A 12,329-nucleotide genomic window follows, 5' to 3' on the forward strand; every position below is an offset into this window, starting at 1 on the left:
GGTAGATCGACCAGTGCCGGTCGGCCGCACCCCGGCCCGCCGCGCACCAGTCCGGCCGTCCGCCCTTGACGACCGGGCCGTCCCACTCCGTCCTGCGAGGAGAACAGCCCGTGGAGAGCCAGAGCCGCACCGCGCTCATCGAAGACCTGATGGGACGTTTCGCGCACGTGCCCCGGGAAGCGGTCATCAAGGAGGACCTGCTGCGGGGCGGCATGGCCTTCGACGAGTCCGCGCTGAGCGGCACGGCGAACGGCGGGGCCGGCGACGTCAAGCCGAAGTCGTACTTCATCTTCTCCTTCGACCACCGCACCCTCCCCGAGCTGGGCGCGGCCGCGCTGAACCGCCCGCCGGAGGAGATCGTCCTCACCGGCGGCCCCTACGACCTGCGGCGGACGGTCGTCTCGGTCCGGGTCAACCCCGACTCCCCCTACGTGGTCCGCGGGGACGAGGAGGGCCGCCTCGGCCTGTACCTGGACGGGGCCCGGATCTCCGACGTGGGCCTGCCGCCGATGCCCGAGTACTACCGGCACACCCTGTCGAACGGGAAGTCGGTGATGGAGGTCGCGCCCACCATCCAGTGGGGCTACCTCATCTACCTGACGGTGTTCCGGGTGTGCCAGTACTTCGGCGCGAAGGAGGAGTGCCAGTTCTGCGACATCAACCACAACTGGCGCCAGCACAAGGCGGCGGGCCGCCCCTACACCGGTGTGAAGCCGGTGGAGGAGGTGCTGGAGGCCCTGGAGATCATCGACCGGTACGACACCGCCGGCATCTCGCGGGCGTACACGCTGACCGGCGGCTCCATCACCTCGCAGGTCGGCGGGCGCGACGAGGCCGACTTCTACGGGCAGTACGCGCAGGCCATCGAGGAGCGCTTCCCCGGCCGGTGGATCGGCAAGGTCGTGGCGCAGGCCCTGCCGCGGGACGCCGTGCAGCGCTTCCACGACCACGGCGTCCGCATCTACCACCCCAACTTCGAGGTGTGGGACCGGCGGCTGTTCCAGCTGCACTGCCCGGGCAAGGAGCGGTACGTCGGCCGCGACGAATGGCACCGGCGCATCCTGGACTCGACCGAGATCTTCGGCCCGCGCAACGTCATCCCGAACTTCGTGGCGGGCATCGAGATGGCCGAGCCCTTCGGTTTCACCAAGGTGAGCGAGGCCATCGAGTCGACCACGGAGGGGCTGCGGTTCTTCATGTCGCACGGGGTGGTGCCGCGCTTCACCACCTGGTGCCCGGAGCCGACCACCCCGCTGGGCAAGGCCAACCCGCTGGGCGCCCCGCTGGAGTACCACATCCGGCTGCTGGAGGCGTACCGGGCGACGCTGGAGGACTTCGGCCTCAGCTCCCCGCCCGGGTACGGGCCGGCGGGTCCGGGGCGCGCGGTGTTCTCGGTCAGCTCCTTCATGGACAGCCTGGAGGGCCTGGAGGCCCCGGAGACCGGCGACACCCCGCCGACTCCCTCGGGCACCGGCCCGGCCACGACCGCCTGACGGCCCGCCCGGCCCGCCCGGCCCCGCGGCCCGACGCGCGGCGGGGCCGGCGATGCCCGGCCCCGCTCCGTGGCCCCGCCGTGCCCGGCACCCGCCCGTGTCCGCCGCCGGTACCCGCCCCCCATGTCCGCCGTTCGGGTGAAGGGGCGGGCGGGGGCGGCCGGAGCTCCGCCGCACGGGCCCCGGGCCGGGGGCCGTCGTGCCACGATGGCCCGTGCCCATCCTCGAGGATCGGAGTTCCGGTGGCCGGTGAACACGGGACGGAGCCCCGCGACGCGATCGTCGTCGGCGCCGGAATGGCGGGCCTGGCCTGCACAGCGGACCTGCTGGAGGCGGGCCTGCGCGTCACCCTCCTCGAAGGCTCCGACGGGGTCGGCGGCCGGGTGCGCACCGACCGGCGGGACGGCTTCCTCCTCGACCGCGGTTTCCAGGTGTTCAACACCGCCTATCCGCAGGTCAAACGACGGATGCGACTGCGCCCCCTGCGGCTGCGCCCCTTCACCCCCGGGGTCCTCGCGCACACCCCTTCGGGTCCCGTGCGCCTCACCGACCCGACCCGACGGCCCCGCGAGGCGGCCGCCCTGCTGCCGGGCCGGGCCCTCTCGGCCCGCGACCTCGCCGCCCTGGCCGCGCTCTCCCTGCGGGACGCCCTGCCGCCCGTCCGCACCCTCAAGGACCGGCTCCCCGACCACACCACCGCCGCCGCCCTCCGCCGCGCCGGGCTGAGCGGGACCGCCGTGGACGGACTCCTGAAGCCCTTCCTGGCGGGGGTGTTCCTGGAGGACGAGCTGGAGACCTCCGCCCGCTACTTCCACCTGGTGTGGCGCAGCATGGCCCGCGGCACCCTGTGCCTGCCTTCCGAGGGGATCGGCGCCGCCCCGGCCCAGCTCGCCGGCGCCCTCCCGGCCGGGACCCTCCGCCTGGAGAGCCCCGTCGCCGAACTCACCGAGTCGGGGGTGCTCCTCTCCGACGGCCGCGAGCTGCCCGCGGCGGCGGTGGTCGTGGCCACGGACGCCTGGTCGGCCGCCCGGCTGCTGCCCGGCCTGGAGGTCCCGGCGCAGCGCACGGCCACCACGTACTACCACGCCGCGGAACGGGCCCCGCTGGCCGAGCCGGTGCTGCTGACCGACAGCACCCTGACCGTCGTCAACACCTGCGTGCTCAGCGCGGTGAACCCGGACTGCGCGCCGCCCGGCACCGCCCTGGTGTCCTCCACCGTCCTCGGACCGGACGGTCCGGGACGGGAGGACACGGTGCGGCGCCGGCTGGCCGAGCTGTACGGAACCGACACCTCGGGTTGGGAGTTGGTCGCGCGCTGTCCCGTCCCCGGGGCACTGCCGGCGATGCCGCCGCCGTGGCCGCTGTCCCGGACCGCCCGCTTCTCCCGCGGCCGGTACGTGTGCGGGGACCACCGGGCCACCGGCTCCGTACAGGGCGCGCTGGCCTCCGGTGCCCGGGCGGCCCGCGAACTCCTCGCGGACCTCCGCAGCCGCTGACGACAGGCTCTAGGGCGCGGTGGCGCGGGGCAGTCGTTCGGCCACGCCGTCCGCGAGGCGTTCCACGTCCTTGCGCAGGAACGGCGCGACCAGCCGGGCCACGCCCTTGAAACGGAACACCGCCTCGTAGGTCAGCTCGGTGGTGCCGTCCGGCAGGGCGCGGAACCGCATGTCGTCGCGGACGGCCACGGTCCGGTTCTCTCCGGTGAAGAGCAGCCGGTCCGGCTCCCGGACCGCGAGCCGGTAGTCCACGTCGCTGGTGCGCCCTCGGAAGCGCGAGGTGTTGCGCCAGCGGGCACCGGGCTCGATCGGGGCGCCGGGCGGGGGCTCGTCGAGGCGGACGCAGGAGACGGTGGCGGGGTCCCAGTCCCGGGCGTTCCCGAAGTCCGCGAGGTGGTCCACGGCGGAGGCGAGGGGCCGCGGGACGACCATCGTGCGGCGTACCCGGATCATCGGCGTGCTCGGTTCATGGTGGCTCCCGCAGTCATCGTGGCTCCCGTCATCGTGGCTCCCGCCATCGTGGCCTCCGTCATGGTGGCCTCCGTCATGGTGGCTCCCGGAGGGCCGGTCGGGGCGGCGGCCCGCCCCGGTCACGTCGGGGCGTCTGCCCCGTCCACCCGGTCTTCCACCCCGGCGCCGGCCGCGGATGCGCCCGGGTGGTGCCGGACGTGTCGGTGGCCCTGCTCCGGGAAGTCCGGCGGGAAGGCGGGCAGGAGGCCGTCGAGGGCGTACCCGCACTTCTCCGCGACGCGGCAGGAGGCGAGGTTGCCCGCCTGGTGCAGCAGGTCGAGGCGACGCGGCCCGGTGTCCCCGAAGGCGGCGAACGCCCAGTCGGTGAGCGCTCCCAAGGCGCGGGCCGCGACCCCGCGCCCACGGGCGTCGGCGACGGTCCAGTACCCGACCTCGGCCGATGCCTTGCCCGGTGCGAGCCCCTTGAGGACGGCGTTGCCGACGAGCCGCGCCGGGGCGCCGCCCCGTCCGAACGCCTCGGGTCCGGATTCGAGGACGGCGAAGCCGAAACGGGTCCCCGCCTCACGGGTCCGCCGCTGATCGGCCACCCAGGCCAGCCCCTCCGCCGGGGTCTCCAGCGAGGTGACCAGCCACCGGCGCATCCCCGGGTCGCGCATGGCGTCGAGCAGGGCCGGGACGTCCTCCTCGCCCCAGGGCCGCAGGACCAGGCCGGGGACGCCACCGGCCCCGGGCGCGCGCAGTACCGGTTGTTCGATCACGGACCGACCGTACACAGGGCCCCGGGGACGGCCGGCGGGGTGCTGTTCCCCGCGCGGGGCCTCGACCCCCGACGCGCGGGGAAGGAGCACAGGGAACAGGGGATACGGGGGATACGGGGGATACGGGGGATACGGCGGAACAAGGGCAGGGGACACCGGACGATCGGGAGGCACCACCGTGACGGATTCCGGGCGAGCGGAACCGGACCCTCGACAGCGCGCACCGCAGGAACCCGGATTCGACACGTTCACCGACGCGCTCGACGGGGCGATGTACGTGGTCACCGTGGCGGCGGACGGGGAGCGGGCCGGTTGCCTGGTCGGTTTCGCCTCGCAGTCGTCGATCGATCCGCCGCGGTTCACGGTGTGGCTGTCCGTCGTGAACCACACCTACCGGGTGGCCCGGACCGCCCGCCACCTGACCGTCCACCTCCTCCACCCGGGGGACCGGGACCTCGCGGAGCACTTCGGCGGGCGGACCGGGGACGACGTGGACAAGTTCGCCGGGGTCGACTGGCGGCCCGGCCCGGAGGGCGGCCCGGTGCTGGAGCGGGCGTCCACCTGGTTCACCGGCCGGATCGAAGCGCTGCTCGACGGCCGGCCCGGCGACGGGGACCACGTCGGGTTCGTCCTGGCTCCGGTGGCCGTGTCACCCGCCGCACCCGGCGGACCGCGCCCGCCCCTGCGCTACCGGGACGTCCGCGACCTGCGGGCCGGCCACCCGGCCTGAAGACCTGGCGCCCTGAAGCCCTGAATCGCTGAAGCCCTGAATCGCTGAGGCCCTGGATCCCTGGATCCCTGGAGCCGACCGCCCGATGACCGGACGGTGACCGTCATGACCCCGGAGGTAATCGCGGCCCCCCACCGGCCCCTGCCAGGATGTGGTCCACGGCCCGCACCGGCGGGCCCGTCGCAAGGGGGAACGCCATGACCGCGTACGCCATCGGACTCATCCGTCCCGAGACCATGAACGAGGACATCCTCCGCTACATCGAGGGCATCCAGGCCACGATGGACCCCTTCGGCGGCCGTTTCCTCGTCCACGGCACGGAGGTCGAGGTCCTGGAGGGCCCTTTCCCCGGGACCGTCGTGATGATCGCCTTCCCCGACATCGAGCAGGCCCGCGCCTGGTACGCCTCGCCCGCCTACCAGGAGCTGCTGCCGCTGCGGACCGACCACATACCGGGCGAGATCATCCTCGTCGAGGGGGTTCCCGCCGGCTACGAGGCCGCGAAGACCGCCGCCGCCCTCCGCGAGGCCGCCGGGCTCTGACCCGCGGCTGCCCCGGCTGCCCCGGACGCTGCCCCGCGTCCGCCCCGTTCACTCCCCCGCCCGCTCCCCCCGCTCCCCCCACCGACTCCGCGGGCTCCGCGCGCCCCCCTCGCACCCCTGTGCACCCCCGCACACCGTGTCACGAGCAGTAGCGAACCCCTACCTTCGGTGACGGAAGGGTTCGCAGGGGCCGGCTGGTCCGGTGGGACGGAAGGAACGGGTACGAGGCATGGACGGGAACGGAATGCGGCGGATCGCGCGGGCGGCCGGAGCGGGGGCGGCGGCGGCCCTGCTCCTGGGGCTGGTGGCCCCCGGCACCGCCACGGCGGGCTCCGCGCGCGGGGTGCTGCTCATCGACGGGTCCGTGCGCACGGACCCCTCCGGCTGCCACCCGCTCGGGGACTACGCCCCCTCGGAGGTCACCAACCTCACGGACGAGACGGCGTTCGTGTGGTCGGGCCCGTTCTGCGACGGCCGGGTCACCGCGGCCGTGCTGCCGGGCCAGACCCTCCGCCCGGCTCCCGGCATGAGCCTCTACCTCTCCTGAGCGGCCGATTCGCGGGGCGTCACGGGGCGTCCTCCGTGCCGCCGGCCAGCCTCGGGGACACGTCCCTGGCGAAGTCGACGGCGGAGGAACAGTCGACGGTGCCGACCGGCTGGTCCTGGACGACAGCGGCGTAGCCATCGAGGGTGCGCCAGCTGACCTCGCACTGGAGGTCGTGCGTGTCCGCGTAGACCGCACCGGAGTCCAGGTCGGTCAGGTCGAGCTCGCTCGCGTCCTTCGGGGCCTTGCGGTCGGAGATCATCCGGAAGGGTGCCTTGGCGTAGGCGAGCGTCATCGAGCTGCGGTTGCCCGTCGTGGCCGGCCCCAGCCGCCAACTACAGGTCCGCACCTTCGCGGGGCCTTCGGTGAAGTCGTCGGGCTGCCCCACGCTGGTGAGGTGGTTGGCCTGGGTGAGGTCGTAGGTGGTGAGGTCGCAGGGGTCGCCGCTCCAGGCCGCCACCGTGTTCGTCGGTTCCGCTCCCCGCGCTCCCGTTCCTCCCTCGCCGAACGGGTTCGGGAACGACAGGGCGGCCCAGACGGCACCGCCGACGGCCAGCGCGGCGGACGCGGCCACCAGGGTCCGTCGGCGCCCCGGCCGGGGCGCGGTGGGCTCCTCGACCGTCGGACGCTCCCGGAGCAGGAGCGTCTCGCCGCGCCGCTCGCCGATCATCGCGACCACCCCGGAGGGCAGCCACCGGGTGTCCTCGACCGGGGTCGCCAGGTGCCGCAGTACGTCCGACACCAGCGGGCGCCTCGCCGGCTCCGCGTCCAGGCAGATCCTGATGAAGGCGGCCAGTTCCTCGGGCACCCCGTCGAGGTCGGGGGCCTGGTGCACCGTCCGGTAGAGGATGACGTCCGGACGGCCCTGTCCGTAGGGGCTGTGTCCCGTGGCCGCGAAGGTGAGGACGCAGCCGAGCGCGAAGACGTCGGAGGCCGGGCCCGTCGGCTCGCCGCGCGCCTGTTCCGGTGACATGTAGCCGGGCGTGCCGATCACCGCCCCCGTGTGCAGGCCGCCGTCGAGGGCGCGGGCGATGCCGAAGTCGATGACGCGGGGGCCGTCGTCGGCGACGATGACGTTGCCGGGCTTCAGGTCGCGGTGGACCAGGTCGGCGGCGTGGATCGCCGCCAGGCCCTCGGCCAGACCGGAACCGATCACCCGCAGCGCCCGCTCGGGCAGCGGCCCGGTGTCCCGGACCACCTGCTGCAGCGACGGACCGGCGATGTAGGCGGTGACCAGCCAGGGCCGTTCGGCGTCGGTGTCGGCGTCCACCACCTGCGCGGTGTAGAAGCCGCCCACCTTCCGCGCGGCGCTGACCTCCAGGGCGAACCGGCGGCGGAACTCGACGTCGTGCGCGAGCTCGGCGGCCACCAACTTGACGGCGACCAGGCGTCCGCCCGGCGAGCGGCCGAGGAAGACCTCGCCCATCCCGCCCCGGCCCAGCCTCCGCACCAGCTCGTACGGGCCGACGTGACGGGGGTCCGTCCCGGCCGGCGCCTCGATCATCCGATCGACCGGATCTGGACCGCCGTCAGGAGTTCGGCGGTGTCGACGTTCATGGCGATCGTCCTGCCGTCGGGGGCGAACGCCACGAGGCCGCCGGTGACGTGCGCCGTCGGCACCGGCGTCCACCGTCCGGAGGAGAGGGCCCAGAGCGTGAGGCCGCCGCCCCTGTCGTCCGTCGCGGCCATGAGCTTCCCGTCGTGGCTCAGGGCCATCGACTGGTATCGCGCCTCGACCGCGGCGAGGGTGGTGGTCCGCTTCCAGGAGGAGGTGTCCCAGCCGGCGAGGCCTCCGAACGCCCCGTAGAGCGTCCGACCGTCCGGGGTGAAGGCGAGGTCGGCGACGCCGAACAGGTCCGTCCTGAGCAGGGGCAGCGTGGCGATCCGTGCGAACGAGGCGGTGTCGAAGAGGTCGATCGCCCCCTCCAGGTCGGCCCCGTACCCGACGGCCAGCACTTTGCCGTCCGGACTGAACACGACGCTGTCCGCCCGGCCGAAGGTGTCCTTCGTACCGGGACCGACTGCCAGGGAGGCGACCTGCCGGCCCGAACGGACCTCCCACACCACGGCCTTGCCGATGCTGTCGCCCCCGTCGCGGCCGAGCGCCACCAGCTTTCCGTCCGGGCTGAAGGCCACGGTGTTCGCCTGCGTCAGCAGGTTCCCCTCCGCGGCGCTCGTCAGCATGCGCACCTCACGGCGGGACGCGAGGTCCCACAGGGTGACGGCGACGCGCCCGCGCGCGCGGTCCTCGGCCTTGGGGCTCCGCGGGTAGCGCGGCAGGGCGTAGGCCGCGGCCAGCAGACCTCCCGTGGGGCTGAACGCCAGGGCGGAGACCACGCCCATGGCGCGCCCGAACGTGATCTCCCCCGTCTTCTTCCGCGCGACCGGGTCGATCAGGACCACCTTGTTCAACCCGCCGGCCGCCAGCAGCCGACCGTCCCCGCTGTAGGCGAGGCTGCGGGCGTCCTCGTTGTCGGTGCGGCCGAGCTCGATCGTGACGGCCGGACCGAGCCGTACGGCCTCGGGTGCGGGCGCGGAGGAGCCGGCCCCGGCCGTCGGGGTGCCCGCCGGGGAACGCGTCGGCCCCGGTGTCCCCGCGGCGGCGTCCGAGGCGAGCCGGATCCCGACCGGTACGCCCACGAGTCCGACGGCACCGGCCCCCGCGGCCAGCAGGAGGGCCCGCCGGCTCGGCCGGCGGCCCGTGTCGTGCGCTCCGGCCCGGGCTCTCCGCTCGCCGACCATGTCCGCGACGTCCGGGGGCAGCCAGGCGCCCGGAGCCTCCCCGGCCAGGCCCCGCAGGACCTCGCCCACCTCCGGCCGCCGCTCCGGTTCCTTGGCCAGGCAGTCCCGGACCAGGTCGAGCAGTTCGGCGGGCACCCCGTCGAGGTCCGGCTCCCCGTCGACCAGCCGCAGCAGCGCGTCCGAACCGGCGGCGGAACCGAACGCGTTCCGGCCCGTGGCGGCGAAGACCAGTACCCCGCCGAGCGCGAACACGTCCGAGGCCGGTGACGCCGTACCGACCCGCACCTGCTCGGGTGCGAGGAAGGTGCCGCCCGGGGCGGCCGCGACCGTACGGGAGGGGTGTACGGAGTCCCACAGCCGGGCGAGGGCGAAATCGGTCAGGCGCGGGCCGTCATCGGCGAGGATCACATCCCCCGGGGTGAGCCCGCCGTGCAGCAGCCCGGCCGCGTGCACCCCCGCCAACGCCTCCGCCAGCCCCGCCCCCAGGGCCCGGACCGCCCCCACCGGCAGCGGCCCGTGCGCCGCCACCGCCTCCCGCAACGACGGGCCCGCGATGTACTCGCCGGCCAGCCAGAGCAGGGCCCCGTCCGTACCACCGTCCACCACCCGCGCGGTGTGGACGCCGCTCACGGCGCGCGCGGAGACCACCATCTCCTCGAAGCGGCGCCGGAACTCGCCGTCGGCGGCCGGCTCCGGCCCGACCACCCGGACCGCGAGCAGTCGTCCGCCGCGCGAACGGCCGAGGAACACCGTCCCCAACGCGCCGCCGCCCAGCCTCCCCACCAGCCGGTGGCCGCCCACCTCGCGCGGATCGCCCGCCGCCAAAGGCGCCGTCATCCCGGTCCCCTCCCCGCTCTTCCCGCCCTCCCGCGGACGGACCGTCCCGCCGGACGCCACACCCCCGTGGCGCCGTCCCGCCGGACGCCGGTCACCGATCGCCGGTCACACGTCCTCGTCCCGCCCCCCTCGGACCCCTGTCAGGGCCGGCGGCGTGGGAGCGATCGGTACCGCCCAGCGGAGCGTAGGCGGCGGTGGAGGGACCTGGATTGGACGAATGTGACCTCGGGACGTCGCGGTCACCTCGGGTCACAGGGCGACGGCGTCCTCGACGGGCCGGACGGCCGTCGTCATCCGGCCGGGGGTGATCCCGGCGAGGGCCCGGAACTCACGGCTGAGATGGGCCTGGTCGTAGTAGCCGCAGGCGGCCGAGAGTTCGGCGAGGCCGACGGTCCCGCCGGCGAGCATCTCCGCGGCCCGACGGAACCGCAGCACCCGGGCCGCGGTCTTCGGCGACAGCCCGACCTGCTCGGTGAACCGCCGCACCAGGTGGCCGCGGCTCCACCCCACCTCCTCGGCGAGGCCGGCGACGGGGACCGCGCCGGCGGAGGCGGAGAGGAGGTGCCACGCCCGATCGACCTCGGGCGCCGGCGCGGGCCCCCGGTCGAGGCGGCCGAGCAGGACGGCGTCCAGGAGGTCGAACCGGAGGTCCCAGTCGGAGGTGGCCGCCAGCCGCTCCACCAGCAGATCGGCCTCCGTACCCAGGACGCTGTCCAGCCGGAGCACCAGATTGGTCAACTCCCGCATGGGCAGGGCCAACAGCCGGTAGGCACCGAGCGGCGTGAACTCCAGCCGGATCACCTCCTGCCGGCCCCCGGGGTGTTCGCACAGCGCGGGCCGGTCCTCCATCCCCACGACCAGGGAACTGATCCGCCCCGTGCCCGGCCCGGGCGACCCCAGACGCCGGACCTGACGGAACGGCTCCGCCAGATCGACCGTCAGGACGACATGGCCGGTCGGGACCATCTGCACCCGATAGGGCGCGGCCAGGTGCGCGTATCCGACGCGCCCGCGCAGGTACGGCCGTAACACCGGGTGCACGGGCCGGGTGAACCGCCGCAACCCCCCGCCCACCGGCCCGCGAACGCCCTCCGCCGCCGCACTCCCCCGCCCGCCCCGATCCGCCACGACCCGTCCCCCGAATCAGCGCCCCACCCGATCCCGACCCCATGCCCGGACCGGTGGCGACCCCCCTCGCCCCGCACCGATGCTACGGCGCCCCGCCCCTCTCCGCCCCGGTGCCGTACGAGGCTGTCCAGTCCTCGACCTCCGCAACCGGTGTCGCCCTGCCGGGGGTGCTCGGTGCCCCGTGATCGGTCGTCGGCGGGCCGTGCGGACGGTGGCGCCCATCCGTGCGGCGCTTCGTACCGAATTCCTCCTGTAAGGCTCCACACGGGGCTCGCAGGACACCGCGATCGAGATCGATCGGATCGAAGGAGGTGAGAGCGATGACCGCATCCGTGAGGGCGCGAAGGATCGTGGTCGGGGCCGCGTCCGTCGGGCTGCTGGCCGGAGCGTCCGTGGTGGGTGTCTCCACCACGGCGAACGCGGCACCGGCATCGTCCGCGACGGTCACCGGGGACCGGGACCAGCGGGAGGAGCGCCGGGACCACCGGCAGGACCGTCACGACCGACACGACCGGTGTGGCTGGGTGAACGGCCAGTGGACCCAGAAGTGGGTCAAGGGCCACTACGAATGGAAGTGGCAGCAGGGCACCTGGCACCACGGCTACCAGGACCGCCACGGGAACCGGCACGACGGATGGTGGGGCAACGGGTACTGGAAGCAGCACTGGGTGCCCGGCCACTACGTCGACCATTGGGTTCCCGCGCACTGGAACTGCCACGACAAGTGGTAGCCCGCACAGGGCCGCCGTGGGGTTCCGGAGGACCGGAGCCCCACTCCCGTACTTCCCCGCCCCTCCGCCACGTCGGCGGACGAGGGCGCCACCGTGAGGAAGGACCATGGACACCGTCACCGCGCCCCTCGGGTGTCCCGCGACACTCCACATCCCGCTCCCGTCGGGCCCGCGGGCCGCGGGGTACGCCCGTCGGACCGTGACGGCGATGCTGGGCCTGGACCCGGCCCTGTGCCCGCCCGCGGTCGCCGAGGACCTCGTGCTGATCGTCTCCGAGCTGGCGACCAACGCCGTCCTGCACGCCGAAGCCCCCTACGCGCTCACGGTCGGGCTGGAGCCGGGCCGTGCGGGCATCGCCGTCAGCGACAGCTCGGGCGGCACGCGGGAGCGCCGCCCCGGTGCCGACGGAGGCGGAGGTGGCCGGCGGAGCGAGCCCGGCGGCCGGGGCCTGAGGATCGTCCGCGCGCTGGGCGCCGACCTGTTCCTCAGCCGCACCCCTCGGGGCAAGCAGGTCATCGCGATCGTCACCTGGTAGTCCGGGGCCGCTCTCCCTCCACGGGGTCGGCCGCCTCCACCACCCTCCGGACCGCACGGAGACGACGACGGGCCCGCTCGCCTTCCCCGGGAAGGCGAGCGGGGCCCACGGTCGTCGATGACGCGTGATCGCCCCGCCGCGGTGGGACTACTTGGGCATGAGGACGGTGTCGATGATGTAGACGTTGGCGTTGGCGGTCTTGACGTTGCCGCAGACCACGTTGGCGCTGTCGTTGACCTTGTACGACTCACCGGAGCCGGTGGTGGTGATCATGCCCTTCTGGAGGGTTTCGAAGGAGCCGTTCTCCAGCTGCTTCGGGGTG

General features: G+C 74.5%; 14 protein-coding genes. 7 read left to right on the forward strand and 7 right to left on the reverse strand.

All coding sequences use genetic code 11. The features are described from left to right. Positions 1–110 precede the first annotated feature (110 nt). Positions 111–1,493 carry a radical SAM protein gene (locus ABTZ17_RS18335; RefSeq protein ID WP_352196677.1) on the forward strand — a complete coding sequence of 461 codons (1,383 nt, stop codon included), beginning with the start codon at positions 111–113 and terminating at the stop codon, positions 1,491–1,493. 242 nt (positions 1,494–1,735) lie between these two features. After that, entirely contained in the window at positions 1,736–2,989 is a 1,254-nt protein-coding gene (locus tag ABTZ17_RS18340) for an NAD(P)/FAD-dependent oxidoreductase (protein WP_352196678.1), read from the forward strand. A gap of 9 nt (positions 2,990–2,998) precedes the next feature. Here ABTZ17_RS18340 and ABTZ17_RS18345 read toward each other — a convergent pair whose 3' ends face one another. Genes ABTZ17_RS18345 through ABTZ17_RS18355 form a run of 3 tightly spaced genes read right to left on the reverse strand, consistent with a single transcriptional unit; the run spans position 2,999 to position 4,218 of the window. Next, a complete protein-coding gene (locus tag ABTZ17_RS18345; RefSeq protein WP_352196679.1) occupies positions 2,999–3,442 on the reverse strand; it encodes an SRPBCC family protein in 444 nt (147 codons plus the stop codon). Next, a complete protein-coding gene (locus ABTZ17_RS18350; protein WP_352196680.1) occupies positions 3,439–3,537 on the reverse strand; it encodes a hypothetical protein in 99 nt (32 codons plus the stop codon). The genes ABTZ17_RS18345 and ABTZ17_RS18350 overlap by 4 nt, the downstream gene beginning before the upstream one ends. 42 nt (positions 3,538–3,579) lie before the next feature. Beyond that, entirely contained in the window at positions 3,580–4,218 is a 639-nt protein-coding gene (locus tag ABTZ17_RS18355; protein ID WP_352196681.1) for a GNAT family N-acetyltransferase, read from the reverse strand. 271 nt (positions 4,219–4,489) lie between these two features. Here ABTZ17_RS18355 and ABTZ17_RS18360 point away from each other — a divergent pair, with 271 nt between their 5' ends. The 3 genes from ABTZ17_RS18360 to ABTZ17_RS18370 all read left to right on the forward strand — a co-directional run bounded on the left by ABTZ17_RS18360 (position 4,490) and on the right by ABTZ17_RS18370 (position 6,037). Beyond that, on the forward strand, positions 4,490–4,948 hold the full coding sequence (locus ABTZ17_RS18360; protein ID WP_352196689.1) for a flavin reductase family protein: 459 nt from the start codon (positions 4,490–4,492) through the stop codon (positions 4,946–4,948). Positions 4,949–5,145: 197 nt separating this feature from the next. Beyond that, the gene (locus tag ABTZ17_RS18365; RefSeq protein ID WP_352196682.1) at positions 5,146–5,490 is read left to right on the forward strand and encodes a DUF1330 domain-containing protein; all 345 of its coding nucleotides are present in this window, start codon (positions 5,146–5,148) and stop codon (positions 5,488–5,490) included. Between the two features lie 229 nt (positions 5,491–5,719). Continuing rightward, complete coding sequence (locus tag ABTZ17_RS18370) at positions 5,720–6,037, forward strand: hypothetical protein (RefSeq protein WP_352196683.1); 318 nt, start codon at positions 5,720–5,722, stop codon at positions 6,035–6,037. A gap of 19 nt (positions 6,038–6,056) precedes the next feature. Here ABTZ17_RS18370 and ABTZ17_RS18375 read toward each other — a convergent pair whose 3' ends face one another. The 3 genes from ABTZ17_RS18375 to ABTZ17_RS18385 all read right to left on the reverse strand — a co-directional run bounded on the left by ABTZ17_RS18375 (position 6,057) and on the right by ABTZ17_RS18385 (position 10,654). Further along, the gene (locus tag ABTZ17_RS18375) at positions 6,057–7,538 is read right to left on the reverse strand and encodes a serine/threonine-protein kinase (RefSeq protein WP_352196684.1); all 1,482 of its coding nucleotides are present in this window, start codon (positions 7,536–7,538) and stop codon (positions 6,057–6,059) included. Next, positions 7,535–9,613 carry a WD40 repeat domain-containing serine/threonine protein kinase gene (locus ABTZ17_RS18380; protein WP_352196685.1) on the reverse strand — a complete coding sequence of 693 codons (2,079 nt, stop codon included), beginning with the start codon at positions 9,611–9,613 and terminating at the stop codon, positions 7,535–7,537. The genes ABTZ17_RS18375 and ABTZ17_RS18380 overlap by 4 nt, the downstream gene beginning before the upstream one ends. A gap of 249 nt (positions 9,614–9,862) precedes the next feature. After that, positions 9,863–10,654, reverse strand: coding sequence for a helix-turn-helix domain-containing protein (locus ABTZ17_RS18385; protein WP_352196686.1), 792 nt, complete (start codon positions 10,652–10,654; stop codon positions 9,863–9,865). A gap of 407 nt (positions 10,655–11,061) precedes the next feature. On the opposite strand from ABTZ17_RS18385, the gene ABTZ17_RS18390 reads away from it, so the two are divergent. Together ABTZ17_RS18390 and ABTZ17_RS18395 are read left to right on the forward strand one after the other, a co-directional pair. After that, the gene (locus ABTZ17_RS18390) at positions 11,062–11,472 is read left to right on the forward strand and encodes a hypothetical protein (protein ID WP_352196687.1); all 411 of its coding nucleotides are present in this window, start codon (positions 11,062–11,064) and stop codon (positions 11,470–11,472) included. A gap of 106 nt (positions 11,473–11,578) precedes the next feature. Next, a complete protein-coding gene (locus ABTZ17_RS18395) occupies positions 11,579–12,007 on the forward strand; it encodes an ATP-binding protein (protein WP_352196688.1) in 429 nt (142 codons plus the stop codon). Between the two features lie 147 nt (positions 12,008–12,154). Here ABTZ17_RS18395 and ABTZ17_RS18400 read toward each other — a convergent pair. Then, positions 12,155–12,329: fasciclin domain-containing protein (locus ABTZ17_RS18400; protein ID WP_352196690.1), on the reverse strand; the 175-nt coding region annotated here is incomplete at its 5' end.

It is taken from the genome of Streptomyces sp. NPDC097619 (genome assembly GCF_040302735.1).
Taxonomy (GTDB): domain Bacteria; phylum Actinomycetota; class Actinomycetes; order Streptomycetales; family Streptomycetaceae; genus Streptomyces.